This is a genomic window from Hymenobacter norwichensis DSM 15439 (assembly GCF_000420705.1).
Taxonomy (GTDB): Bacteria; Bacteroidota; Bacteroidia; order Cytophagales; family Hymenobacteraceae; genus Hymenobacter; species Hymenobacter norwichensis.
The window spans coordinates 1-26,178 of record NZ_ATVL01000013.1; the positions used below are offsets into that span (position 1 = coordinate 1).

Sequence of the window (26,178 nt, forward strand, 5' to 3'; positions counted from 1 at the left end):
ATCCAATCGGGCATGGCCCTGGCCTCGCACAGCACTACCCCCGGCCTCAACCCCGAAACGGCGGCTGCCTACAACACGGAAGTGGTCAAGCAGAAGCAAAAGGCCATGTCGGCCCTGAAGCTGCAAGGCGAAAAGATTGATGATATCCTCATCACCCTCACCAACCAGATTCACCTCATCAACCTGACCGACGACGGCAAGAAGTTCATCTACCTGGCAGTGAACTCGCGCAACACCAACCTGGCGATTGCCCGCGACGTGTGCCGCCAAAGCGCTGAACTGCTCAAATAATCAGCATTTGTCAGGTACAGCTATAGAAAGAGCTGTCCTACGATAGGGCAGCTCTTTCTTTTTTTTCGACTGTAAGGAAGATGGTACACTTTTTATTCCCACGGGTGAGATGTTTTCTGTTTGCACTGCAATCTATCCTTGCTGAGTTGTGCCTCCTCAAAATTGAGAAATAGCTTCTATGAAAGGTGATATTACTTAGCCTCAACCAGCCATTTGCTAGCTGCTTCAATCGTCATATCCTGAGCCCCCTGCGGCGCGTACTCGACTACTACATCAGGGACTATAGTAGGCAAATACGTGTGGCGGTTCTTATCTGCCATATAGCCCGTTGCCAAAAATAAGTATGCTCCATCTGACAGCTTGTATGTTCCGTTGGTAGTGGTATACCCCGCCGAAGGCTGCCCAAAAAACCTCGTATTATCCCTTCCCTTAAAGGCAATAGCGACCATCTCACCGCTGCTGCCGGTTAAGGAGTCAATCAGAACCGCTACGTTTGGTTGCGTGATAGCTGCTACCCCCACTCCTTGCTTCGTTCCTTTGCCGCTACGAATGCGTAGCTGTATTTCCTTTTTACGTCGGGGGAAAATAAAGTAACCGTACGTCTCTTCTTTGAGGAGCGGTTGGAGGCCATCAATCATAGGGTGCATATTGCCGCCCGTATTATGCCGCAGGTCAACCACCCAGCCTCTTAGGTTGTGTTGAGTTGCCAGCGCCTGCATTTGGCTGCGGATGCCTTGGGAAAAGGTCCGCCCAACCGAGGAATCCATTGAGCTGAACGCCGGAATCTTAATGTACCCGATACCCTTTTCCAAGTATCGGCTTTCGGCCTGTTTGCCTGCATAAGTTGAAGAAGTCCAGCTGGCGGCTTTGCCCTTTGGCATGAAAGCCGAATGCTTGTCACCTGCGTTGCGGAGCGTATTTAGGATATGATCAATGACTGGCCGACAGTCCTCAATTGTTGCTAGGCCCTGCGACTTTTCCTTGACTTCCTTGCTCAACTGCTCCCACTCCAGCGAATCAGCATACAGCGCATTTTTCTTGATGATCTGCTGAAATCTATCCAGGTACTGTACCACCTGTTTGGATGGTTGAGCGTCTGGCTTGCTGGTTTGGGCAAACAAGCTACCTGCAATCAGTAATAGCGGTAAAATCAATAGTCTCATCTGGAGCCTTATTAAGGAGTAGCAATAGCACGAAGTGCATGCGGGCGTCAGCAGGGGCGTGCAGGTAGCAGATGCATAAAAGGTCAGCGGAGTTGCCTGAAATCAACTATTAATCGGAAGAACCCTAAACCTAGGAGAAGCTCTGGCGTCTCATTGCCAAAAGTGAAACGCTAGCTTTTTTTGGAACAAGAAGCAGATTTGCTAACCACTAGGGGCACCACATCGATTTTGGTGCTTCGTTTCAAAGGGACTGTGTTCCTAAAAAATTTGCCCTGAAACTAGACGGCGATTCGCCAGTTTTGGTCATAAATAGTCGGCTAAAATAGGCCGGGTCGTCGTACCCAAGCGTGTAGGCAATTTCCTTTGCAGTTAGGGAAGTATGAGCCAATAGTCGCTTCGCCTCTAATAGGATCCGGTTCTTAATCACCTCATTAGGCTGCGGCAACCGAAGGAGGTTGAATTTATGCGTGATGGTTTTCGGGGCCATGCACAATAAATCGGCGTAATCAGCAACGGTATGTTTGGACTTATAATGCTCTTCGACGAGCCGGGTGAACTTGCGAAAAAACTCCAGGTCGCTTTGTTGATCTGCTAGTTCAGTGGTCAAATGCTGTCTTTTCCATGAGCGCGTCGCACGGATGAGCAATTGTTTGAGATAGGTGCGGACCATCTCTTCCAAGGAGCTGTCATTCAGGTTGAATTCCTGGAGCATTTCCTGTAATACCCCGCTCAGAAATGCGTTTTCAACATCTGAGAGCTCCACTTTAGGCATATTGCGGATGTTGTTGAACAGTAACCCATCACAAGCAACTTCTAGGTCATGGATCTGAATGCAGTAAAAATCACGATTATAGAAAATAAAGTATCCGAGTTCCTGGCCGGCTGCTTCCAGCTCCAGATATTGATTCGGGCTGATAAAAAATAAAGTTGGTTGCTGCGTATCGTAACAGGTAAAATCTACTTTAAGCCTGTAGCCAGCCGGCAAATACAGGATCTTAATGTACTCCTTGTAGTCTGGGCCGTTGATAATGTGCGTTTGCTCTTCACTAACCTGCAGCAATCCCAACGTTTTTAAATTATTGTTGAAAACAGTTGTGCTCATAGCTCTATACGCTTGCGAATAGCAGGGATTTTATGTTTCAAAACGATTACCCCTGGTGAAGCGCTGATTCAATTCACCGGGGTAATCGTTTAATTAGTTTCTGGCGAATTTTTCAAGCTCTGCGTTGAACTTATCCATCTCTTCCAGGAAGAATCCGTGCCCGCCTTTTTCAAATTTAATGATGTAAGACCCTTTGATGGCTTTGTTGAGTTGTTGGGCCTGGGCGAAGTCGCATAATTTGTCGTTTACGCCGTGAAATATGGCAACAGGCATTTTAATTTTCGACAATTCAGGCCGCAAGTCCAGGTCACGTAGGGCCGTAATAGCCTGAGTAGTAGCGTAAGGGGAAGCATTCAGGTTGATGCTTTCCAGCCATTTGATAGATTCCAGTGAAAGGCCGCCTTCTTGGCCTTCAAAGGCCTTTCCAAAACCGGCCACCAGCTGCTCCCGGTTGGTTTTCGTCTGCTTGATCAGATCAGCGGCGCCTTGGTCGGTAATGCCGTACGGGTAGCCTTCGCGCTGTTTCCAGGAAGGACCGGTTGCGCCGAATAGAGCTAATTTCTTGATATGCGCCCCTTTATATTTGGTCACGAAGTGGAGCGTTACCGCGCTACCCATAGAAAATCCACCCAGCGTGGCCTGCTCAATCTTAAGCTTTTCCAGTACTACCTTGATGTCGTCGGAGAACGTATCGAAATCGTATTTTCCGTAGGGCCGGTCTGATTTGCCAAAACCGCGCAGGGAGATGCCGATGACTCGGAAGCCTTTTTCCACCAGATACTGGTATTGATATTCGTACATCTCGTTGTTGAGCGGCCAGCCGTGAATAAGTACAATAGGCTCACCTTCGCCCAAGTCGATGACGTGGAGTTTTACGTTTTTTTCCACCTCAATGTATTCTTCTCTGCCTAAGGATGCTGGCTTGCGAGTCTGGGCAAAAAGGAATTGACTGTTGATAAAAGTGAACAGGAAGGCGATGGACAAGGCAATTGTTTTCATCTGGGTAGTAACGTTGGTTTGTTTGTGTTAACCTGCTAATCGTTAGCAAATTGTCGTTGCGTTTCGACATTACAAAGGTGGCAGGTTCAACTCCCCAGAAGAATGGATAAAAGGCTATGTACCATGTACATTTTTCCCGCAAGGTGAAATTACGGCTCGTAAAAAGTCGTCAACTGGGGTAGGCGCTGCTTTACCAGCGCATGCTTCATCGGTTCAAAGCGGGCCAACTCCACCGTATTCTTGGTCACGACGATAGTGAAGGGCTGCTTCATTTTCAAGGTGAGGTGATAAATGGTCACGAGCTCGGCAATATCTTCTGACCAAGCCGCCATAGCATACAAAGAAGGAAACGGGGTCTTCGCCAACCGTGCATAAACTTCCGGTGCTCGCCCAATTGGCAGCGGCTTTCCACTCCGAAAACGGGTTTGTTCCAGTAAAGAATCAAGGTAGAGTTCGGCCGGCTTATTCATTGTGCGCCAGACATCTTGAGTAAACGGTGTCGGCTGCGCCACGGCACTTGCCTGGGTAGGATGCGGGGTAAGGTTCCGCACCACATCCACGATATGAGTCGCCTCATGCAACAGCACATAGATAATAGCATCCATATCGCCTCCTTCCACGTGCACGCGGTATCTGGAATCAGCTTCCTGCCTGAAGCAAGTATTTTCCTTCCCGGTCGCCCACTGAGAAATGTTTTCGTTCAGTAAGCTGGCGCGAAAAGTAATGTTGAACAGTTTCGTTGCGCCGCCCGCATCTATTGGAGAAGTTAAGGCCGTGTTCGGCATGTCATCCAAGAAGCTGATGCTGTGCAAATGCTGTTGCAGAATGCGCCGATGCAACGGCGTCAAATAGGAAAAGGCCTTGGTTACCTTTTCTTTTTCGGCGGGTGTCAATGTATGATTAACCGGTTTCATGCCCGCCTCGCGGAAGTTCTGGAGTACACTTTCTGGTGCAATCTGTATCCGCCGTGAAGGATTGTTTTGCAGGGAGGGATTCAGCTTTTGCGCCACTATAGAAGATGAAAAACCCAGCATTGCTACCGCCAACATCACCAATTTAAACCACCAGCTTCTGATCATAAACATTTCCATTTGAGTTATAAAAGGCTTCGCCGGAAGGCTATATGAACATACTATTCACAGCATTCCGGCGAAGTGTACTACTAACCCAGTACTTATCAATCAGTAATCAATAGCCGACTGATGGTGGTGCCGTCCAATTCGAGGTGATACTTCATCACGGCTGGACTGCCGGGAAATGTGCCGCTTATTTCCACCGTAAGGATTGCTTTTGAGTTGTCTTGGCTGAAATCAAGGGGTGTCAACTGCATGGCATACTTTTCAGTCGCTTCCTGTATCCAGCCCTTGATTTCGGCTCTACCAGCATACGATGAACCTTCATCAGAAACAGTTGCGTGTTCTGTAAAATAGGTAGCAAAGGCGGTGCTGTCTGACTCGTTTTGGGCTTTGATAAGGCCCGCTATATTCTCCGGAAGTTTCATGAGGTTGAATGGGTAGATTGATTAAAATATTCGTGTGGGATAAACCTTGACAAACAGCTGATTACACGGCCGGAATCGTCCCTCCATCAATCACATAGTTCGTGCCGGTGAGGTAGGCTGCCCTGGGTGATACCAGGAAGCCAACCAGTTCTGCAACTTCTTCTGGCCAGGCCGGTCTGCCAAACGGAATGCCGCCCAGGGCATCCATGACGCCTTTGGTAGCTTGTTCAGTGGTAACGTTCGAACTCTGCGCGATACGCTCCATCATGCTGACGGACGCCGTAGTCATGATCCAGCCCGGTGATACGGTGAGCACGCGCACGCCTTTCGGTGCCACTTCATTTGAGAGGCTCTTGCTGTAATTCACCAACGCCGCTTTTGCAGCAGCATAAGGCAAGGTAGAGTCATACAGGGGCAACTTCGCCTGAATGGAGGCAACGTGGATAATCACGCCTTCGTGGCGTTCGATCATCCCCGGTAAAAACCCGCGGTCTAGCCGTACGGGGGCCAGCAAATTGGTTTGAAAAGAGGATTCCCACTCTTTGTCGGAGAGCACCGCAAATCCGCCCGCCGGCGTTTCGGAGCCGCCCATGTTGTTGATCAGGATATCCAGCCGACCGAATTGTTGAATTATTTCAGCTACTACTTTCTGCGTTCCTTCCGGTTCACTTAAATCGGCGGCGATGAAATGAACGCCCTTGGTTTCTTCTTCCGGCTTATTTCGGGCCGTGATGATCACCGTGGCGCCTGCCTGTACAAGGCGCTCCGCAATGGCCTTGCCGGCCCCTTTGCTGCCTCCGGTTACCAAGGCTATTTTATTGTCCAGTTCGTTTTCAAAGGTAAAGTCCATTGCCGTGCTGATTTGGTTAGGACGAATTTCAGCACTATGCTGCCTACTGACAAGTAGGGACTTACGATTCAAATAGGGATAAATTTATCCCTATTGAACCGCCAAAAGCAGCAGTTTATATTTACACTTATGTACGAAAGAAAGACAATGCCTGACCTGAATTGCGGGCTCGATCTGATCGGCGAGGTGCTGTACGGCAAATGGAAGATGCGGCTTTTGTGGTTTATCAACGAAGGGTTTCAACGCCCCAGCGAGTTGCAACGAAAAATTCCGGGTGCATCCCGCCGGGTGTTGAATGTGCAGTTAAAAGAGCTCGAAAAGCACGAGTTGGTGGGAAAAGTGATTTACCCCGTTGTCCCGCCCAAAGTGGAATATTATCTCACCGATTTTGGAAAATCACTTGTTCCCATTATCGGGGCTATCGGGCAGTGGGGCGACCAGCATGAGCAGCGTTTACGGACGCTTATCGAACAGAACATTCCATCTTCGCCACTACCGTATCCTGACACGCTTGGTCCAGGATCTGCTTGATTTCCAACAGCAAGCCCGGGATAGGCGTATCGCTCGTGTTGGTCAGGCAAAGCGAACCGTTGGTTGTCAGAGCTCCAATCGTCTGCTCCAGGCCTTTCCCCGAGCGAACCATCGGGCCGTACAACGCTTCGAGTTTTAAGGGCCCGAAATCAGTTTTATACTTTACCCTGACTAGGTTGGTCACCATGATATGATGGTTGAAGGCCTGCTTGAGGGCGTCCAGCATGTGCGCTATATCATTGTGGCCGAAGACTAGGTTTCGAAAGAACGACAGATAGCCTTTTGTATAGTCAACGGAACTGGTTCCCCCCAGTCCAGCCTTCGCAAGTCTGGCCAAATCCCAGAAAGACATATACGGCTGATTATCAAAAAACACGGATTGGGTGGTGATATTCAAGCCAACGTTATCATCGAGGCTGAGGGGGCCTCTGGTGCAAATCGGCGAAACCAACTCCATCCGGGTCTGGTCCCATTCCGGCCGCATTTTCCGCGCAGCCAGTAATACGGCCGCGCAAATAGCGCCGTGGACGCTGGTATTTTCTTGTCGGGCGCGTTCGAGCAGGGTACGGGTGGTGTTGGCAGAAAAGCGGTGCGAGGAAACCAAGGGGTTGACTACCTCCGTTTTCATGTTCAATTCAAGCACTTGCTCGACCGTCTGAGCCGGCTGATCTTCTGGCAGACCAAGGGTATGGTCGTTAGACGCTTGCGGTTCCAGTAAGGCAAGCTCTTGGCCGGTAACGACGAGCAGCAGGTCCCGAGTTACATAGCTCAAGGACGTCCCATCAGCCACCGTGTGGTTAGCGGCCAGGATCAGGACGGTGCTCTCTGGTTTTTGCAGCAACACAACCCGTAAAAGCGGGCCTTCGGCCGTGTTAAACCGGACGGAAAGCTCTTTCTCCACTTCCTGTTCCCAACGGTAATCTTGCGCCACGTGCACCACGCGGAGCGGAATGGGCAGGTCCTCCACGTGCTGTAAAGTAGGCCGACCTAGTGCATCGAGCACAACCTTGACCGAGAGATTCGGATGGCGTTGTTGAACCAGGTCGATGGCCTTCCGCCATTTTTCAACGGGCTGGGTTCCCGAGATGTGCGCGGCCAGACAAAAATCCTTGGAATCAATTTGATCCAGCAGCCAAAACGCTTTTTCGAATGCCCCTAAGGTGCGGTTCTGTTGTGTTCTCATTTTGCATTGGTTTAGATGAGGGATAGCACCTGGGAAATTCCTGCGCTAACCTGAATGCAAAATTGGCCGCCTGAGAAGGGGCAGAGAATGGACAAAAGTCGAAGGGTCATGCACATTTAGCCGTCCGCATAATCTCTTTCAAGATTAAGGTAGATAACTGCCTGCGACGATCAGCTTTTCTTCATATTTCACTTTGCCGATTGCCATTTAATACCCTGTAAACTCGGTATAATTGCGGACCGTTGTTATTCCCAGATGCGTCTGAGACGCAAACTTTGATGTTAACTAAGAAGGCTGCCGGGCGTGACGCCCGTCCAGGCGTGGGCTTGGACCATACCGGGTAGGACGAGCAGTAACAGAAAAAAGTGAACCAGCCAAGCGTAAAAACGAACCATACGGGAAGGGAATAAACAGCACGCCGCCTTCACCTGGAAGCGGCTCTACAAAGCTACAGGGACCAACGAGTTAGTCGACAGGCCAGGGCTGGCGAATCGGCCAGTATGTGCTCTTCACCCGGCGACCAGCTCTATGTCACCGCGTAATGCAGGCGTGCAACTAGCCGGGCTTGCTCGATGTGGTGCGCCTTGTTCAGTTGAAGCGAGCCATCCACTTAATAAGGGGTAGTAGCTGAACGCGTTCAACCTTCCAAAAAAGGATAAGAAAAACGTGCTCGAAAAATGCGTTTTTGAGCGTGCTAGATAGGTGTGATGAGCACACGTAAATAGAATAACTACTAGACGCTTAGCTCTGGTTTGACTGGCAGTTTTTGAAGAGAAGCACAATTAGCTGCCAAACCGTTTTCAGACACTTCCGTTGCCCACGCCAGAGGTTGCGAAAAGCACAGTTTTTCGCAACCTCTGGCGTGGATCTTTTTTGACATTCTTTTGCCGTTATTCGCGTCCGACCACCAAGCTCTTAGAACTGGTAGCGTGCTCCAATGCCGATAAATTCCTCTAGTCTCCTACTGCCTGCTTATTTACTGCCATTACGTTACCAGACCTTATGAACGCCTCCTCCCCTGACTTATTCGTTCACCACGTCTTGTTTTACACCCCTGCCACCGCCAGCGACGCCGACAAAGCCGCACTATTAGCGGGGCTAATGAGCATGCGAGCCATTCCCTCCATCAAGCTGGCGCATATCGGCACGCCAGCCGGTACCACCCGTGATGTGATTGACCACCAGTATACCTATTCGTGGTTGTGTTTCTTTGCCAGCGCCGCGGACGAGGAAAGCTATCAACGGCATCCAATTCACGATGCCTTTCGCACCACTTGTGCGGCTTACTGGGAGAAGGTAATAATATACGATTCGATTGGCTCAACCTTATGAGGCGCTCCGATAAGTGCGGTAAGGCGTGGCCTGATACCTATTCGTCACATTTCTTAGCAAGTGTTTAACGACTGGGGCACTTAATTAACACGATCAGGAGCAATTATTGACCTTACAGGGGAACACATACCGGTGCACGTATTCGATACAAAAGACCGCGTGTTACGTACGGCCATTTCTGCTCACGTAGGCTTGAGGGATTTGGCCCCTGGGCTGTATTTACTCCGGGCGACGGTTGCGACTAGCACTCACACTCTGCGTTTGCTGGTAGAGTAGATATGCTTAATGCCACTGCTTTACAAGGTTCCTTCTTAGTATGCGGCACATTCCTTTTCCGGGCAGAAAAGCGTTCTAGTTGGTGTACTTATAGTGGTAAAACAGCCCCCCAGCCGCAACTAGATTAACGATGATCAGCCACTGGGTAAAACCAAAGAGCAACACAAAGAGAAAAACCAAAAAGCAGCCAAAGACGACCCGCAGATAAGTGGGCAGCCGCAGGCCTGGCCTAGCGAGTAGAGCTCGAAAAAAGAGTGTGACGCTAAGTAACAGCGCGGCACCCAGCAGGCCGTGCTGAAAGGGGCCTATCATCAACAGCCCAAGTAGTTCGGGCAGTAACAGCATACTGTACAGTGCCACCTGCTGGCCAGCTATCTGCCAACAGGAGTGTGGAAAGTTACGCGTGAACTGCAGATAGAACTTTTCGAACTCGCGGGCCTGAAAGAGCAAAACCGCATGCGTCAGCGCACTGCACAAGCCCAAGAACTCAAACAGCCGTGGGTCCAGCCGAGAAGCAGGAAATACGCTCCACAGCAGCGCGATACTGCTCAATGACAGGGCTTTAGTCACGGTGTACGGTAGGCGTTTCTTGTCGAGCAGTTCATAAAGAAACAAGCTGAACAATGGTTTGGGCCACCGGCGTAGCCACGCCAGCCGATCTGCTTGGAATGGCTCGGCTGCTGTGGTGTTATTAAGCAGCCGCGTGTAGTACACCCCACTGCCAATTAGTAAGGCAAGCATGTACACTGGAAGCAGAAAGGGAATCAGCCAATAGCCAAACGCTACTCCAACGAACATAGCGTACAAGCTGATCATGACCAGGGGCAGGCAGACCACAAGCTGCACTAGGGTCCAGGACTGCACCTGCCGTGACCAAGGCAAGGCGTTGCTGCTGTAGTAGAGAAACTGCACATCTGCGCCCTGCAAGTGGCGGGCCACGTACTGCCAACTCTTCCAGCTGTAGAGCAAAAACAGACCGCCTAAGAGGCCCACGCCCAGCGGCTCACTTACCGACGAGACCACCAGCTTCAGGGCCGTTACCAGGATCTGCTCCGGCGTCAGATGTGTTTGGTTGAGCACCGGCGTGTACAGGACGTTAAGGAAAAGCACTACAAACAGAGCCAACAAGAAGCCCAAGTGCTGCCGGTAAAAACCGGTGGCAATGATCTTGACGAGGGCGCGGGTAAGTGGGCGTTTCACGCGCAATGTTGAACGGTCTGCTGCGCTACGCACAGCTGCTGAACGGGCGGTAAGAAGCCGCCTGTAAAGACCTGATGGGAAGAAAGTAAAAATAGCGTACCGTGCTGCTGAAAGTGGTGGCTAATCCAGGAATAGAGAACCGGCAAGGATTCAGTATCGAGGGTCGTTAAAGGTTCATCCAGCAGAATGCAGGTGGGTTGACCCAAAAAGGCTAACACCAGGGAGAGCTTTTTGAGCATGCCACTGGAATAAGACCGCACAGGCTCATGCACGTACGAGCCCATCTGCATACTCTCCACATACAAAGCTTCCTGCTGCCGGGACGCGCCCTTGGCCACCTTGAATAGGTTGATGAGTTCGGTGCCGGTTAGAAAGGCAGGAAATACAGGTTCAGCTTCGGCGAAGTTGACTAGCCGCCGGTAGACAACAGGGTGCTGCTTGAGGTTCACGTTGGGCTGGAGCGTAATATTGCCCTCGAAGGAAATCATGCCTGCCAGCGCTTTAAGCAAGGTGCTCTTGCCGGCCCCGTTACGGCCGCGCAGCCAATAAACCCCGGCGGGAATAGTGAGGGCTTCCACTTGCAGCACCACTTGCTGCTGATAGGTTTTGCGAAAATTACTCAGGTGCAGCATGAAAGAAATAGCACAATAAACCAGCGGGGAGTATACAGAGACCTGAAACGGCAAGGGCAGAAAATAATTGCAATCGGGGAGCGAGTCTGCCGGCCATTGATGGGGCTTTCACTCGTACCTGAACAACCAGCCAGATGGCAACTACCGCATTTCTGTATAACCCTTTCTAAGCACCTTGTGGTAACGACTGGAGAAGGCTGCTAGATGGGGAACCGTACCAGCCGCTGGCAATAGCTTGTTCTACCGCCTTTAATTTGCTTGTTTGTTTTGATGTTGCCTGTAATACGCCCCCTACTTCTTACTGGTTTGCTGGCCCTGCTGCCGTTGCTCTTTGGCCTCGCCGTTAATACTGCAGCCCCACACCCACCTACTGCGGCCCGTGCCCCCGCGCACTGCACTCGCTATTGCCACGACCACGCCTGTTCCCATGCCACGCCGGCCAACAGCCCGGCCTACTTTCAGCTGCGTCCGCTCTATGGATATACAGTCCGGGCGCTGGCAGCTGGTGGTGGTGGAACAACCTATGTACTAGCTAATCTGCTGGTGTTTCTCGTGGCCATCCCGCTGCTGCTACTGCGCCTGACTTACGCCGTTTTGCGCGATGCGCGCACCATTCGCCGCCTGCAAGATACCCTACCCCATGCCTGACTTGTTTCTCTCCCTGCTCTACCGCCTGGGCCAACTGGCGTACTGGTACTGCGTGGATTTCATGGTAAACCTGGCTGACCTCACCGGCACGAGTTACCCGGAAGCCAATACGTGGGTGCTGTTACTATGTATCCCTGGGTTGCTGAGCCTATTACTGCTCGTACGCCTCTGGCAGCGCCACCACCTGCGCTACTTGCGGCGTCGGGTAGCCGCTAAAATGACTACAGAGTAGCTCCACTCCTTGCCAGCCTACCCCCAGCAGCGAGTGCCTAACAGCTCCTTTATTGATGCAAGCAATATAAGGCAGCCTTATTTGTTAAGTAAGACCAAAGGTCAGTGACGAGGCAGTGTTAAACACTTATTGTCCGGATTAAGCAGGCATAACAAAGCACCTTACTAATCAAAATAGAGTATCCTATTTATCAAGTGCAAACTGTACTCACAACTATTTGATAAACAGAATAATATATGTAAAGCCTTGTCCACTACTCCTCGTTCTGCATCTGCTGCCGCAGCAGCAAGCGACGGACTGCACTGGCATCGAAGTGCTTGCCCCGGCGAGTAAGGTACTCCCCTTTGTGCAGCTCTTCAGCAATCTGTTGCAACGTTAAGCCTTGCTGCCGTAGCAGCACAGCCAGTCGCATTGCTTGTCGGTTCTCCTTGTTATCGCGCGCGTTTTGTTGGCGTATGGCCTGGCCATGGCGAATAGCATCCTTTGTCAAATTGGCTGGTACGCCCAGGCGCACACCCCGCGCTTTCAAGGCTGCCAGCGCTTCGCGGGTACGCTTACTGATGAGTTCCCGTTCGTGCTGGGCCAGCACAGCAAAAATACCGACGGTGAGCGTGTTGGCGTCGGGCATGTCACAGCACACAAAGTCCACACCTGAGTCGCGCAAGGCGAAGATGAAGCCTGCGTTTCGGGAGAGACGATCCAGCTTAGCAATAAGTAGCGTGGCCCCTGCCTGTCGAGCGTGAGTGATAGCCGCCAGCAATTGGGGCCGTAAGTTTTTTTTACCGCTTTCCACTTCAGTGTAATGAGCCAGCACCTGCGCTGGTGGACGCACGTACTGGGCAACAGCATACTGCTGGGCTTCCAGGCCCAGACCGGACATACCCTGTTTAGTGGTGCTCACCCTGTAATAGGATACATATGTCTTCACGCCAGCAAGCTACGTCCGATTTGGCATTTTACAAACGGGCGTTTGTAAAATGCCAAATAAGCCCTTCCATACTTTATCAGTAGTACAAACAGTATCAGGTTGCGCTTTTAAAGCATGTTTTAGCACAATTCTTCTTAACTCTTTGTACTAAAATGTACTTCTTGTTTTAAAGCGTAGGCTAAGAAAGTCGGGAGCTTACGTTAAAAAATCTTATACCCAAATGAAGCACTATAATTTACTTATGGTTACCCTGTGTTGCTGACTCCACCCCTTTTTTGTAGTCATATCATTTCCCTCACTTCTGGAGCTTTTAGATTAGAAACATCAATAGAAACCCCTTTTTTGTAGTCATATGACTTTGCCAGAAAATAACTATTCAACTTCCCTCGAGCTAGACTAGTACCCGGTTAAGAAGTCCGAATGCATATGACTACAAAAAAGGGGTCAGCTATTGATTTAAACACTACCGCATTGCTCACTAAACTGCGCTTCAATAGCTATTAAGACAACTTCACCAATCATATGACTACAAAAAAGGGGTCGCGCCTAGTGTTGATTTATCACTTACTGGTTAAGAAATCAGATTTACCAAACTCCGCTTTCCTTATTCAACCTTAAAAGGCTGCTCAAGAAACTAGTTGTTTTCTTTCTTTATAAAGTTTACTTAGTTTACGGAGGTTGTAACTACCTGATATACTGATTTATACAAGGACATATAACTACAAAAAAGGGGTGATATAACTACAAAAAAGGGGTTAACTGCTACAAAAAAGGGGTGATATAACTACAAAAAAGGGGCGATTGTAACGAGATATAACTACAAAAAAGGGGTGATATAACTACATGTTTTAAATTATGTAGCATAATATAAGTAGCTTTCTTATCTTGGCTATATGAAACAAGACACTCTGGCAAAGGGAGATAGCACGGTCCACGCTCTGATCGTACAGCACAATGCTCTGATCAATGCCCGCTTCGAACTTAACACCACAGAGTCACGCCTGTTTCTGGCGCTACTTAGTCGCATTGGACGGGATGATACACAGTTTCAGGTGTGCCAGATACCTGTTCGGGAATTAATGGGCCATAGTTCAAGTAATTCCACTTACGATCTGGTGCGTAAGACTCTTAAACATTTTGCTTCTCGCACATTATTAATTGAGAAGATTGATACTTCTGCACGCCGCAACAGCAAACCCGACTTTTCCATTCTCCCCCTACTGGCCTTTGCCGAGTACAAACACCGTGAAGGCGTGGTGGAGGCCCGCTTCAACGATTTGCTAATGCCTTACCTGCTGCAATTGCGGGAGAATTTCACCAAGGCGCAACTGACCGAGCTACTAAAGCTCAAGAGCAGCAATGCCTATCGTATCTACCTGCTATTGCGAGAGTACGCTGCCTTTGGCAAGCGGGTAATGGCGGTAGCCGACTTGAAGGGTATTCTGGGCGTGGAGGAAGAGTATGACCGGTTTACCAATTTCAAAGCCCGCATCCTTGACCGAGCCAAGGCCGAGTTAGCTCAGACTGATATGGCATTCACTTACGAGTTGGAAAAGCAGGGGCGCACAATCACTCATATCTGTTTTCTCTTCAAACCGACCGGCAGCGCGCAGCCAGCCCCACCGGTTCTGGAAACTGGTTGGGAAGCCACCCTACTGGAAGCAGGCATTGCCGCCAAAAGCATTGCCGGCATTAAAACCCAACTAGAAAGCGGGTACTACGACGAAGGATACGTGTACTTTGTCGTGGCATACGTGCGCCGACAAGCAGCCGCCGGCAAAGTGAAAAAGGTCGGCGGCGCTATCTATAAGGCTTTAGTGGAAGGCTACCTGTTGGAAGACTACCGCCGGCAGGTACGCAAAGAAGAAGAGCCCAAGCGGCGTCCTACCCCTACCATCCCGGTACTCTCGCTGCAGGAGCGGCACACCCTCGACGACGTCCACGCTATGTACGAAACCATGCGGCAACGCCACCTAATTGCGGACGCAACGTTTGAAGAGAATTTGGCTCGGGTGTGGCTCTCGGCGGGTTTCCAGCAGGAAACCGACTCGCAGGGTATCCAGTGGCTGGTGAAATCCTAAGGGGCTGCCCTACCCTACCGGTATAGTTGTCTGTAAAATATATAAGGCATTGAGTTGATTTAACGCATGTAACATAGCAATTTCTACTTGCTACAAAGAAGCTGGTAAGCAATGATATAAGAACAATAAACGCACCTGTATTCACACTCGTAAATAGGTGCAAATACAGGTAGCTTTATTATCCGTACTGAATAGCGACTAAAAGCACCGATAAACACGTGTCATTTTACACCTAAATTTAGGTGTAAAATGACACGTGTTTATCGGTGCTTTTAGTTGCCTCTTTGATATTTTTTTTGTTCCCTCTCAATCTTCTCCTGGATGGCTTCCAATAACCAATCCTGAGTAGAGATACCTAGTTTGGGACTAGTTGGTTTGCGGGGCCGTTTCGCCCGTAGCTCATCTATTGCAGTCAACGTTGTAGACGGTAGCTTGATGTTGAAATTCTTGAGTTTAATTTCCGGGGCCTCAGTGGAAATCGAAGAACTGCCCCGATTAATTACGGCCTCGATCTTTTTTTCGTCTGGTGCTGGGGTTGGTGGCAGCACGGCAGCAGTCTTGCGAACAGGGGGCTTGGAAATAGCCATATTAATTGGTGACGTGGCGAAATAAAACATCCAGTTCCGCAACCGCTTTCTCGTCCACAGGCGAATACTCAAATACCGATAAGCCTTTGCTTGCGGCAGTAGCAAAGGCCTTGCGGTTAACGATAGGAAAATCCACAAAATTCAGTTCTTCGTTTTCCCGGAGCACCTCCATAGCTTCAGCATTGTCCACACCCCGGGTGTCCGCTTTGTTCAGGAAAGAAAAGGTCTGCAAGGGAGTGGCTCGCACGTCCTGCACTTCGGAGAGCAAAGCCAACACTTTGGAGAGAGTCCAGATTTCATACGAGCGAGGCGCAAACGGCAGCAAATACCGATCAGAAACAAACAGGGCTGCTCGTTGGCTGGAAGTATCCCGGCCCCCGGTATCAATAATAATGTGCGTGTATTTAGGTTTGAGAAGTTCCACTTGGCGGCGCACGAGCGCTCCGGTCAGCTGTACTAACGTGTAGCCCAACTCCCCGCTGCGCGTTTCACCCCGCCACGCTGTGAAGTCGGAAGAACTCTCCTGTTCATCGGCATCTACTAACAGCACATCATGCCCCTGGCGGGAAAGCCAAACGGCCAGATTAGTGGAGATAGTAGACTTACCAGTACCACCTTTAATGCCTCCTACGGTGATTGTCATGATGTTGTACGTTTACTTTAGGTGTAAAAAAAGGTGTTGAAGTAGGTTGAGCTAACTATCCAATTAAGGTGTAAACAAAGGTGTGAAAATTAACCTTGATACTAACCTGGTTTTGCAAGTTGAATTAGGTGCTAAATTTAGTACACTACTTTAATATTGAGTAATATATTAAAGGTGTTGTTTTAGGTTAAGTATTAGGTTTATTAAGAGGTGCTATTTAAGGTGCAAATAAAACATAATTGAGGCAATAATTGCTTTCAATATGAGTGATATTTAAGGTGTAATATATAACCTGTTTATTCACCCAAAAACAGGTGTAAAAATCTTAAGCAAAGGGCCTAACAGATAGCAAAGTTGTAAGCGCTGCTCGATATATCTCGGTTCAAGAGGGTAGACTATTATACCACAAGCACAAGAGTAAGCAAGAATTGATCGTAAGCTTGCTTATTAGAGCCTGTTACGTATTAGCAGCGTACGTTCCTTAAACGTTACGGCTCGTATCTTGCAGCTTCCATTCCCGCTTGGCTGCATGTCCCCTGTTCGCTATGTTCCCTACTACCGCGTCTCCACCGTACGACAAGGCCAGTCCGGTCTAGGCCTAGAGGCGCAGCGGGCAGCGGTGCACGCCTTCGCGCCCCAGCCGGGGCAGTTGCTGGCGGAGTTCGTGGAAGTGGAGAGCGGCAAGAAGAACCAACGCCCGCAGTTGCTGGCCGCCATCGCGGTTGCGCGCCAGCACCACGCCACGCTCCTGATTGCCAAACTCGACCGGCTTAGTCGCAATGCCGGCTTCATTTTAGCACTGCGCGATAGTGGGGTGGACTTCGTGTGTTGCGACATGCCCGACGCGAACACCCTTACCGTGGGGATCTTCGCCCTCATCGCCCAGCACGAACGGGAGACAATTAGTAAGCGCACCAAGGACGCCTTAGCGGCCAAGAAGGCAAGGGGAGAGGTAATGGGCACCCACGCCAAGCTGACCCCAGTAATTATTGCAAAGAGCCTACAGGTACGCAAGCACAACGCGGCTATCCATCCCCAGAATCGACAGGCCAGCCGGTTAGCTATTTCCCTACACAAGCAGGGGCTCTCCTTGCAGCAGATTGCCACCGAACTCAACGAGGTTGGCTTCCGCACCCGCCGTGGCCAGACCTTCTGGAAAATGTCGATCCAGCGGTTGCTCAAACGGGCGCAGGTATAAGTAGATAGCTTAGCCGACACGACTAGAAAGTGTGCATCTGCTTGACGCAACTCGAATGTTTCCATTCTCTTCCAAGTGATCTACTACTGCTGCTTTTACAGCAGAAAGAAGCTTACTGCTCAAAAGCCCCCACATTCAACCTGTTACTGGCAAGGTAATCATGTGAATAGCAATAAAATGCAATGAATATTGGATAAACGGCGGATCCATAGCACTTTAGCCACGCCAGCAGCGTCATATGGTCCACACCGAATTGCTGGCGGACAGCCTGTTGAGGCAAACCTGATTCGACCAGACGGACAGCCTTTTGACGAACAGAAATGGCATCATGGTCATTTTTGCTCCTGCGCAGAGCTTGCTCGGCTATAATTATATATCAAGTGGCTGATGTATAACTGTAACCAGACGAGACATACGGCCCCAAGCTTCGTACTCAAACTCGTCCTTTTCCTCTCGTCCATTATCTCGATCAAGCCGGCTTATAGTTCGCAACTTGGGTTGATCATGCAGGCACGCGAGCGAGTCGGAAGTTTTCCCCTGTTTGTTTAACAACGCCCTCCTTTGGCAAGATTGCCGGCCACAGTCAACTCGACGCTTAACAGATTGTATAGCAGGTGCCCAGACGTTTGCTCACTTAGAAACCTGTCATCATGCAAAAAAGCCGCGCATCCATGAGCAGATCCGCAGCTTTTCAAGGCTCAGCAGGCTAGGTTGATTCTTACCACTCAAATGTGTCGCCGGCGGCATATATACTTAGCTCGGCATCCTTTAGGCGGAGCAAGCCGCCAGTGGTACGCAACTGTACCGGGCGAGCCAGCCGCACCACCTGGCTTACGCCCGATATGCGGGCGCGACGGCCCTCCACCACTAGAGCCGTGCCCTCGTCGATGCCCACGCAGGTGAAGCCGGGGTAGGCGGCCAGGGCTGAAATAAGCCGGTTGTAACGGCTACGGCGGATGAAGTGCTGATCGACGATAACCGAATCAATGAGGCCCAGGCCGGGCTTGAATTCGATATTGCCGGGCTCCAGCTTGCGGAAGGTTTCGTGGTAGGCAGTGTCTGGCAGCAGCTCGCGGCCGGTTATCATGTGGCGGCTCATCACGGCCGCCCCGGCGCTGGTGCCAGCCACCGTGGCCCCGCCGGCGTAGGCCGCCCGGATGGCTGCTTCGATAGGCGTGCCGGCCACCACGTGCATAAACCGGTCCTGGTCGCCGCCAGTGATGAAGATAAGACGGGCAAGGCGCAGGGAGTCCAGCTGCTGCCGTTGGCGACGCGGGGTGGCGGCCGGCCGGGCCAGGTTGAAATTGAAGACTGGTCGCGGCGTGGCGGCGCGCAACTGCCCGGCAATGCTGGCAAAGGAGGCCTCGGGCTCGGCGCTGGCCATGGGCAGCACCACCACGTAATCGCGCGGGCCGAGGGCGGCGGTAGCCACCATATCCTGAATTAGCGCGGGGGAACGGGTGCCGCCGCCAATGATAAACAGTTTGCCCTGCTGGGCCCGTAGAGGGAGGGCCGGTAGCAGCAACAGCAGCAGAAAACGCAGGTTTTTCATAAAGGAAATGGGTTTATTTCACGCAGTGTCACACGGTGGGTAGTGCAGTGTTTCGCAGCGAATGACTACCCCCACACGCTACGCCACCCACCGCGTGACACTGCGTGAAAAATCAGCTGACAGAAGAACCCGCTTAGCTACTCCTTATAAATCTTCACCTCAATTTTACCATCCCCGGTGATGGTGCCCCGGTACATGCCCGCCGTGTTGAACGGCAGAGAGGCGTGCCCCTGACGGTCGAGGGCAATGAGGCCGCCGTCGCCGCCGAGCTTGGCAACTTTTTCTAGCACCGTGCGGGTGGCTTCGTCCACGCTCAGGTCCTTATATTCCATAAGGGCCGAAATGTCATGGGCCACCACGCTACGAATAAAGAACTCGCCCCAGCCGGTGCAGGAAATGCCGGCCGTGGCGTTGTTGGCGTAGGTGCCGGCCCCAATCAGCGGCGCGTCGCCCACGCGGCCGAATTTCTTGTTGGTCATGCCGCCAGTGCTGGTACCGGCGGCCAGGTTGCCGGCCTTGTCGAGGGCCACGCAGCCCACGGTGCCGAACTTGTAATCGTGCTGCCCCCCGCCGAGCCGGGCCGCTTTCCGGTCGTCGTGGTCGAGCCGCGCCTTGGTTGAATCCTCGCGGATGGCGTCCTGCAAGCCTTTCCACCGCTCTTCGGTGTAGAAGTAGCTGGGATCAACGAGCGTCAGGCCTACCTGGCGGGCGAACTGCTCGGCTCCCGGCCCCACCATCATTACGTGCTCCGACTTGTCCATCACGGCGCGCGCCGCGCTGATGGGGTTGCGGATGACGGTGACGCCAGCCACTGCCCCGGCCTGCAGGGTTTTGCCATCCATAATGGCCGCGTCCATCTCATTGCGGCCGGCGTGGGTGAATACGGCGCCTTTGCCCGCGTTGAAGAGGGGCGAATCTTCCAGAATATGAATGGCGGCCTCCACGGCGTCGAGGCTGGTTTTGCCGGCCTGTAGCTGGTCGTAGCCGGTTTGCAGGGCCTTCGTGAGGGCGGCGCGGTAGGCGGCCTCCTTCTCGGGCGTCATCTTCGACTTGAGAATGGTGCCGGCCCCGCCGTGCACTACCAGTACGTACTTCGTTTGGTCGGCGGGCGGAGTGGCGGGCGTTTCGGTAGCGGCAACAGGTGAGCTGGAAGGCGAATTGCAGCCGGCCGCCAGCAGGCTCAGGCCGAGGACGGCTGGAAAAAAGGAAAAGCGCATGGGCAAAGTAAGAGAAGTAAAAGTCAAATTGAGAGATAAGAACTAGCCCGCCGCCGCTACTGCCGGGCCTGATAAAGCTGACCGTTGTCTACCCACCACCACTGCCAAGTGCCCCCTTGGGGAGCGGAGCCTAGGTCGGTAACCGATACGCGGCCCTGTCCCGTTTCCGAGCCGGCTACCTCATACACGGCTAGGGCTTGTTGCTGCTGAAGCCACTGCAGCGGCTGGCCGGTCGCCACCCGCTCGGGCGGCCGGGCAGCGGCCGGCCGCAGGAAGTAGGCTTTGCTGCGGCCAAACACCTGAGCCGTGCCATCGGGCGCCACGCAGACGGCTGTTCTCTCGTCCACGGCAATGCCCTGGGCCAGCAGGCCCCAGTCCTGCCAGGCGCGGGCCAGAAAGGCTACGTGCCGGCCGGGCCGGTCACGGGTAAGGTAGTGCTGGTCGGTGAGCACGCCCCGCAGCACCGGCACCCGCAGAAAATCGTCGTGGTAGAGCGTCACCGTCGGGGCGTAGGGGTTGGTCAGAGCTTCGGTGGCGGTGGGGCTGCCGTTTTCGCCGCTGAAATAGGCGCTGCCCAGAATGGCGCAGCCGGCACTGGTGCCGCCCAGCGGGGCCTGCTTGGTTTGGGCCAGGTAGTTGAGAGCGTCCTGCACCAGCGTACCGCGCCAGTAGTTCATGTAGTTCGACTGGTCACCGCCGGCAATGAACACCATTTCGGCATTGCGGATGGTGCGGGCCACAGCTGGGCTGTTGGCCAGTTCACGGGAGTTGACAAGCAGCGTTTCCACCGAGTTAACCGTGCCCAAACCACCAATATAGGGGTTGTAGGCGGCCGTGCCCGAAGCCCGCAGCACCACCACGTCGCCGCCGCCGCTGCGCGCTATCATCCAGCGAAACGCTGCGTCCACGTCGGTACCGCCGCCCATCAGCACCACCCCGCCGCTCACTGCCGGGCGCACGTCGGCCGTGTCGCCGACTAGGCCCAGCGAGGCGGGCCGCTCTGTAAGGCCGGCCGCCGGCTTGGCTGGTGGCGAAACCGGGACCGGAATAGAGCTGCGGCAGCCGCCAGCCAGCAGCGCCGGCAGCAGCATAGCCGCAAATAGTCGGTTGAATCTCATCCTGTAAAAATTGCCCCTGCCTGCACAGAAGGTGTTGAAGGTTGCAGGATGCGAGGTTGCCCCACACCCTGCTCCCTCATATCAAAAAAACAGCTTAATACCCGGGGTTCTGCACCATGTTGGGGTTTACCTGCAGCTCCACGAACGGAATCGGGAAGTGATATTGGGCCTGCGTGGGCGGCAGCAGCACGGCCCCGGAGGCATTGGCGGCATCGGCGGCTAGGCGCTCCACGGGCAGGTTGCGGCGCTTCAGATCAAAGAAGCGCTGTCCCTCGAAGGCCAGCTCCTTGAACCGCTCGCCGTAGATGGCCTCAATCAGCGCGTCCTTGCCCACAAACGTCTGGGCGGTGTAGCCGGCAATCCGGGCGGCGCGCAGGGTATTGAGGTCGGCGGCGGCGGCCGTCAGGTTGCTGCCTTCTGCCTGCGCCTCGGCCCGAATGAGGTACATCTCGCCGGTGCGAAACAGCTTTACGTCCACCAAGCCCGGCGCCGAGGCGGTGCCCCCGATGTACTTATTAACCAAGTATTGCGACTTGGTGCCGGTGCGCGTGGGGTCGAACTTGATGTAGGAGGTGTAGCGTACGTCGTTGGTCTTGTCGAAGGCGTTGAGCAGCTTGAGCGAGGGAGCGTAGAGCACGATGCCGCCCGACTGCCGGAAAAAGGAGTCACCCAGCCGCGAATCACCCACCACTCGTTTCAGCTTCCAAGCCACTTCGGTGGCATTAGCGTCGGTCCAGATGCCTGGAAACTGGGTCCGGGTGGCCAGCGGCAGGGCCGTAATCACCTCCGAGGAGTAGGTAACGGCCTCGGCCCAGTTTTTCTCGTAGAGCGCCACCCGCGCCTGCATAGCTGCCACGGCCACTGCCCGAATGCGGGTGTTATCAGCAAAGGAGGCTGGAATTAAGCTTTTGGCCTGGACTAAGTCGGCCTTGATATCGCGGATGTTCTGCTCGAAGGTGGCGCGGGCCGGGCTTCCGATGGCGGACGCCTTCATGTAGGGCACACCCAGCGCCGCGGGCTCGTAGTCGGCGGCGTAGCCGCGCAGCAGCTCGAAGTGAGCGTAGGCACGCAACGCCAGCAGTTCGCCCTGGTACTGGTTTTTCAGGCTCTGGTTGGGGGCGCTGATGTCCTCGAGGGCGGCCAGCACGCGGTTGGCCCGGTCGATGGCCTGGTAGAGGCTGCTCCAGGCCCCGGTAACGGACGAGCTGGTGGCGTTGTACTGCCAGCGGAAAGCGTCGTTGTTGGAAACCGTATTTTCGGTGGGCAGCGTCACCTCGTCAGCCACCGTCACGGCGCTGACCAATAGCGAGTTGTCGAGCACGGCGTAGGCACCCAGCAGGCCCAGGTTCAGGTCGGCCACGTTGCGGAAGGCCTTATCGGGGTCGATGGTATCGGAGGGTTCGAGGTCAAGCTTGCGGCAGGCCGGGGCCGCACTCAGCAGCGCCAGCACCAAGGCCCCGTGCAGCAAGCGGGAAGAGGAGAAAAGTTTCATGAGTTGAAGGCTAGAAGATGGGAGAACTGAATCAGATAGTCTAATCAGACTACAGGTTCAGCGTCAGGCCGGCGGTGTAGGTGCGGGCCGAGGGGTACTGGAAGCGTCCGTATTGGCTGTTGTTTTCGGGGTCAAGCCCACGCCAGCTAGTGAAGGTGAACAGGTTCTGGGCCTGCAGCTGCAGCCGCACGCCGCGCACTATGCCCAGGCGCTGCACGAGCGGAGCCGGCAGCGCGTAAGCCAGCTGCACATTGCGCAGGCGCCCGAACGAGGCATCCTGAATATCCTTGGAAGTGAAGTTGCGCGGCACATCAATGCGCTGCAGGGTGGCCTGGTCGCCGGGCTGCTTCCACCGGTCATTGAGCATGCGTACGCTCTGGTTACTGGTCATGTAGCGCTGGTTCTCGTTGTAGAAATCCTCGTTGTTCCAGCGCTTCACATCGGACACGTAGACAAACAGGGCGCTCAGCGACAAGCCCTTCCAGCTTATATCGGTCGAGACGCCGCCAGTGATAGTGGGGAAGCGCACGCCCACCCCAGTCGTGCTCTGGGCGTTGGCGTTGTACACGCTCGTGGTGCTGCCATCGGCGTTGTAGTAGAGGGCGTTGCCGTTTTCCGAATCGACGCCGGCCCAACGCGGGGCGTAGTACGATCCGATGGGCTGACCAATGGTTAGCAGGCGGGTGTCGCCGTCGGGCAGGTTGTTGAGGCCGTTGCCCAGCGCCAGAATCTCGTTCTTGTTGTAGGCCACATTCGAGCCTACGGTCCAGCGCACGGCCCCCTTCTGGAGCACGTCAAGTTGCAGGTCCGCCTCGATGCCGCGGTTGCGCAACCGGCCGGTGCTGAGCGAGTACGACGCAAAGCCTGCCGTAGCCGACAGCGGCTGATCAACGAACATGTTGCGCGTTATCCGATTGTACCCTTCCACCACCAGCCGCACGCGGCTATCCGTCAGCAGGCCCACGTCGAGGCCCACGTTGGTTTCAGCCACGTATTCCCAGTCGAAGTTGGGGTTGCCGGGGTTGGTGGGCCGCAGGGCCGTGGCCCCGCCATAGCTGCTGCCCACATCGTAGGTAGCCCGGTAGAGGAAGTTGCCGCTGAAGGGGCTGGCCGTGAGGCCGTAGCTGGCCCGCAGGCGCAGGGTGGAGAACAGGCTGGCATCGCGCAGGAAGGCTTCCTCTTTGAGGTTCCAGTTGGCCCCCACCGAGTAGAAGCTGTGCCAGCGGTTTTTGCTCGGTACCTTCGACGAGCCATCAATGCGGTAACTGGCGGTAAGCGTGTAGCGGCCGTTGTAGGTGTAGCGGCCCGTGCCGATAAACGAGTGCAGCGCGCTCTGAGTGCGCGAGCCGCTCAGCTGGGGCAGGTAGGTGGCGCTGGTGGTGATGGCAGCCGGCGTTTCGGGCAGGCGGCCATCCAGCCCGAAGCCCGCGTAGCCGAAGCCCCGGTAGCTATCCAGCAACGACTCGAAATACGCGCCCACCTCCACGTCGTGCTGCTCCTTCAGCACCCGGTTGAAGCGCAGGCCCGTGGTAGAAACGATGCTGTAGTTCTGGCGCAGGGCCTCCTCGAAGCGCCCGCGCCCGCCCAGCGTGGTGGAGTTGCTGCGCGAGCCGTAGTACGAGTCGGGGTTAATCCATATCTGGTCGAGGGAGTTGCGGAAGTCGAGGCCGGCGCGGGTGGTGGCCTCCAGGCCTGGCGCAATGGTGTAGCTGAGCGTGCCGCCCAGCGTGGTTTTGACTTGCTGGGTTTTGTTGGACGAGTTCTGGAGCCGGTCTAGGCCGATGGTGCCCTCGCGCTGGTCGAGGTAGGAGTAGCCCGCGGTGTTGGGTAGTACCAAGGTGCCGTCGGCGGCGTAGGGATACTCGTAGGGCAGGGCGTAGTACACCGAGGCCATGCTGCTGCCCACGCCCGTGCCGCCCTCCCCTTCCGTGAAGCTGGAGTTGGACAGGCCGAGCAGCAGGTTCACGCTGCCGCTGAGCTTAGTGCCCTTGAAATCGACGTTGCTGCGCACTGTGTAGCGGTCCATGCCCGTGCGGCGGGCAATACCATCCTGCGAGAAGTAGTTGAACGAGTTGTAGAAGCGCACGTTCTCGGTGCCGCCGCTCAAGCTCACCTGGTGCTCCGTGAACTTGGCCCGCTGGAAGAACTGGTCCCGCCAGTCGGTGTTGATGCCACCCAGACTGTCGAGCACGAAGTCAGCCCGCTGCCGCTGGGCGGGCGTTTTGGTGGCATAGGTTGGGTTCAGGGGAGAATATGTCCAGCCGGGCCCGATGGTGCGGCCGGTTTCCTGGCCCACTTCCTGCTCGAACTGCAGCCGCTGCGGCGTGTCCATCATCACGAACCGGGGCGAAGTGAGCGTGGAAAAGCCTGTCTGTACCGTGTAGTCCACCGCCAGCCGGCCAGACTTGCCCTTCTTGGTCGTGATGACGATGACGCCGTTGGAGCCCCGCGAGCCATAAAGCGCCTTGGCGGAGGCATCCTTGAGCACCGTCACGGAGGCAATGTCGTTGGCGTTCAAGGTCTGGAAGTAGTTGGCTTCGATAGGGATACCGTCCATTACGTAGAGCGGGGACGTGTTGCCGTTGAGCGTACCCAGCCCCCGGATGGTGACGCTGGTGGTGGCGCTGCCCGGCTGGCCCGAGTTCGACAGCACGTTCAGGCCCGGCACCCGCCCCTGCAGAATCTGGTCGATGCCCGGCAGCGGCACCTGCTCGATCTTAGCGGCCGTGACGGTGGTGGCCGCGCTGGCCGAATTGTCGCGCGAGTAGCTGGTGTAGCCCGTCACGGTCACGGCATCTAGCAGCGCCGAGGCTTCGGCCAGCCGCACAGTGAAGTCGGTGCGCGAACCCAGCGCCACTTCCTGGGTGGTATATCCCACGAACGAGAAGCCCAGCGCGGTAGCTCCATCGGGTACCTCCAGTTGGAAGCTGCCATCGGGGCCGGTGGTGGTGCCCACCGTGGTACCCAGCACCCGCACCGTCACGCCCGGCAGGGCCTGGCCCTGCGCATCGGTTACGCGCCCCACAACCGGCGTAGCCACCACCGCGGCCCGCGGGGCGGTAACGGCCGCAGGCCGCGGCTTAACCACAATAGCGTCCTGCTCGAGCGTGTAGGTGAGCGGCTGGTTGGCAAAGCACTGGTCGAGGGCCTCGGTTAGGGAGGCCCCGCGTACCGACAGCGTAACCGGACGGGCGGCCTGCATCATCTGGGTGTTGTAGAGCAGGGCGTAGCCGCTTTGCTGCTCAATCTTGCGCAGCACTTCGGTCAGGGGCTTGTTGCGCTCGGCCAGCGTAATGGTCTGGGCAAACGAGTCGGCCTGCGCCTGCCAGCTGCTGAGCAGTACCAGTAGGCCCGTAGCCCGGGCGCGGCCCGGCTGGCCAACGGCAGTCAGTAAGGAAGTAACGTGTTGCTTCATAAGGGTG

General features: G+C 54.3%; 24 protein-coding genes. 7 read left to right on the top strand and 17 right to left on the bottom strand.

Translation table 11 applies throughout. The features are described from left to right. Positions 1–291: hypothetical protein (locus G536_RS32555; RefSeq protein ID WP_026880543.1), on the top strand; the 291-nt coding region annotated here is incomplete at its 5' end. 191 nt (positions 292–482) lie between these two features. On the opposite strand, the gene G536_RS29665 is transcribed toward G536_RS32555, so the two are convergent. From G536_RS29665 to G536_RS0124110, 6 genes are all read right to left on the bottom strand, one after another. Next, positions 483–1,454 (bottom strand): S41 family peptidase, encoded by a 972-nt coding sequence (locus G536_RS29665; protein WP_022826173.1) that lies wholly within the window; start codon positions 1,452–1,454, stop codon positions 483–485. A 241-nt stretch (positions 1,455–1,695) separates the two neighbouring features. After that, entirely contained in the window at positions 1,696–2,556 is an 861-nt protein-coding gene (locus G536_RS0124090; RefSeq protein WP_022826174.1) for a helix-turn-helix domain-containing protein, read from the bottom strand. A gap of 93 nt (positions 2,557–2,649) precedes the next feature. Further along, positions 2,650–3,555: an alpha/beta fold hydrolase gene (locus G536_RS0124095; RefSeq protein WP_022826175.1), complete on the bottom strand. Its 906-nt coding sequence runs from the start codon at positions 3,553–3,555 to the stop codon at positions 2,650–2,652. 149 nt (positions 3,556–3,704) lie between these two features. Beyond that, on the bottom strand, positions 3,705–4,646 hold the full coding sequence (locus G536_RS0124100; RefSeq protein ID WP_022826176.1) for a hypothetical protein: 942 nt from the start codon (positions 4,644–4,646) through the stop codon (positions 3,705–3,707). A gap of 86 nt (positions 4,647–4,732) precedes the next feature. Further along, positions 4,733–5,056 (bottom strand): nuclear transport factor 2 family protein, encoded by a 324-nt coding sequence (locus G536_RS0124105; protein WP_022826177.1) that lies wholly within the window; start codon positions 5,054–5,056, stop codon positions 4,733–4,735. 61 nt (positions 5,057–5,117) lie between these two features. Beyond that, positions 5,118–5,906, bottom strand: coding sequence for an SDR family oxidoreductase (locus tag G536_RS0124110; protein WP_022826178.1), 789 nt, complete (start codon positions 5,904–5,906; stop codon positions 5,118–5,120). Between the two features lie 129 nt (positions 5,907–6,035). Between G536_RS0124110 and G536_RS29670 the strand changes: the two genes are divergently transcribed. Then, the gene (locus tag G536_RS29670; protein ID WP_071837828.1) at positions 6,036–6,437 is read left to right on the top strand and encodes a winged helix-turn-helix transcriptional regulator; all 402 of its coding nucleotides are present in this window, start codon (positions 6,036–6,038) and stop codon (positions 6,435–6,437) included. Here G536_RS29670 and G536_RS0124115 read toward each other — a convergent pair. Then, the gene (locus G536_RS0124115; protein ID WP_022826179.1) at positions 6,370–7,620 is read right to left on the bottom strand and encodes a phthiocerol/phthiodiolone dimycocerosyl transferase family protein; all 1,251 of its coding nucleotides are present in this window, start codon (positions 7,618–7,620) and stop codon (positions 6,370–6,372) included. The genes G536_RS29670 and G536_RS0124115 overlap by 68 nt on opposite strands. Positions 7,621–8,622: 1,002 nt before the next feature. On the opposite strand from G536_RS0124115, the gene G536_RS29675 reads away from it, so the two are divergent. Continuing rightward, positions 8,623–8,952, top strand: coding sequence for a Dabb family protein (locus G536_RS29675; RefSeq protein ID WP_022826180.1), 330 nt, complete (start codon positions 8,623–8,625; stop codon positions 8,950–8,952). A 351-nt stretch (positions 8,953–9,303) separates the two neighbouring features. Here the strand turns inward: G536_RS29675 and G536_RS0124125 are convergent, their stop codons facing one another. Then, positions 9,304–10,428, bottom strand: a complete 1,125-nt coding sequence (locus tag G536_RS0124125) for a hypothetical protein (protein ID WP_157530911.1) — start codon at positions 10,426–10,428, stop codon at positions 9,304–9,306. After that, positions 10,425–11,060: an ABC transporter ATP-binding protein gene (locus G536_RS0124130; protein ID WP_022826182.1), complete on the bottom strand. Its 636-nt coding sequence runs from the start codon at positions 11,058–11,060 to the stop codon at positions 10,425–10,427. Before G536_RS0124130 ends, G536_RS0124125 begins: the two co-directional genes overlap by 4 nt. Positions 11,061–11,330: 270 nt before the next feature. On the opposite strand from G536_RS0124130, the gene G536_RS0124135 reads away from it, so the two are divergent. Both G536_RS0124135 and G536_RS0124140 read left to right on the top strand, forming a co-directional pair. After that, complete coding sequence (locus G536_RS0124135; protein ID WP_157530912.1) at positions 11,331–11,708, top strand: hypothetical protein; 378 nt, start codon at positions 11,331–11,333, stop codon at positions 11,706–11,708. Next, positions 11,701–11,940 carry a hypothetical protein gene (locus G536_RS0124140; RefSeq protein ID WP_022826184.1) on the top strand — a complete coding sequence of 80 codons (240 nt, stop codon included), beginning with the start codon at positions 11,701–11,703 and terminating at the stop codon, positions 11,938–11,940. The genes G536_RS0124135 and G536_RS0124140 overlap by 8 nt, the downstream gene beginning before the upstream one ends. Before the next feature lie 253 nt (positions 11,941–12,193). On the opposite strand, the gene G536_RS0124145 is transcribed toward G536_RS0124140, so the two are convergent. Next, positions 12,194–12,868: a recombinase family protein gene (locus tag G536_RS0124145; protein ID WP_022826185.1), complete on the bottom strand. Its 675-nt coding sequence runs from the start codon at positions 12,866–12,868 to the stop codon at positions 12,194–12,196. Positions 12,869–13,761: 893 nt separating this feature from the next. Between G536_RS0124145 and G536_RS0124150 the strand changes: the two genes are divergently transcribed. After that, a complete protein-coding gene (locus G536_RS0124150; RefSeq protein ID WP_071837815.1) occupies positions 13,762–14,949 on the top strand; it encodes a replication initiation protein in 1,188 nt (395 codons plus the stop codon). 272 nt (positions 14,950–15,221) lie between these two features. Here G536_RS0124150 and G536_RS0124155 read toward each other — a convergent pair whose 3' ends face one another. Both G536_RS0124155 and G536_RS0124160 read right to left on the bottom strand, forming a co-directional pair. Continuing rightward, the gene (locus G536_RS0124155; protein WP_022826187.1) at positions 15,222–15,536 is read right to left on the bottom strand and encodes a hypothetical protein; all 315 of its coding nucleotides are present in this window, start codon (positions 15,534–15,536) and stop codon (positions 15,222–15,224) included. 1 nt (position 15,537) lies between these two features. Continuing rightward, positions 15,538–16,179 carry a nucleotide-binding protein gene (locus tag G536_RS0124160; RefSeq protein ID WP_022826188.1) on the bottom strand — a complete coding sequence of 214 codons (642 nt, stop codon included), beginning with the start codon at positions 16,177–16,179 and terminating at the stop codon, positions 15,538–15,540. Positions 16,180–16,708: 529 nt separating this feature from the next. On the opposite strand from G536_RS0124160, the gene G536_RS0124165 reads away from it, so the two are divergent. Then, positions 16,709–17,377 carry a recombinase family protein gene (locus G536_RS0124165; RefSeq protein ID WP_022826189.1) on the top strand — a complete coding sequence of 223 codons (669 nt, stop codon included), beginning with the start codon at positions 16,709–16,711 and terminating at the stop codon, positions 17,375–17,377. A 718-nt stretch (positions 17,378–18,095) separates the two neighbouring features. Here G536_RS0124165 and G536_RS0124170 read toward each other — a convergent pair. From G536_RS0124170 to G536_RS0124190, 5 genes are all read right to left on the bottom strand, one after another. Then, entirely contained in the window at positions 18,096–18,929 is an 834-nt protein-coding gene (locus G536_RS0124170; protein ID WP_022826190.1) for a cyanophycinase, read from the bottom strand. Between the two features lie 137 nt (positions 18,930–19,066). Next, complete coding sequence (locus tag G536_RS0124175) at positions 19,067–20,146, bottom strand: isoaspartyl peptidase/L-asparaginase family protein (RefSeq protein ID WP_022826191.1); 1,080 nt, start codon at positions 20,144–20,146, stop codon at positions 19,067–19,069. Positions 20,147–20,202: 56 nt separating this feature from the next. Further along, a complete protein-coding gene (locus G536_RS29680) occupies positions 20,203–21,264 on the bottom strand; it encodes a cyanophycinase (protein WP_084708857.1) in 1,062 nt (353 codons plus the stop codon). A gap of 94 nt (positions 21,265–21,358) precedes the next feature. Further along, entirely contained in the window at positions 21,359–22,756 is a 1,398-nt protein-coding gene (locus tag G536_RS0124185) for a RagB/SusD family nutrient uptake outer membrane protein (protein ID WP_022826193.1), read from the bottom strand. A 49-nt stretch (positions 22,757–22,805) separates the two neighbouring features. After that, positions 22,806–26,171, bottom strand: a complete 3,366-nt coding sequence (locus G536_RS0124190) for a SusC/RagA family TonB-linked outer membrane protein (protein WP_022826194.1) — start codon at positions 26,169–26,171, stop codon at positions 22,806–22,808. Positions 26,172–26,178: the final 7 nt, after the last annotated feature.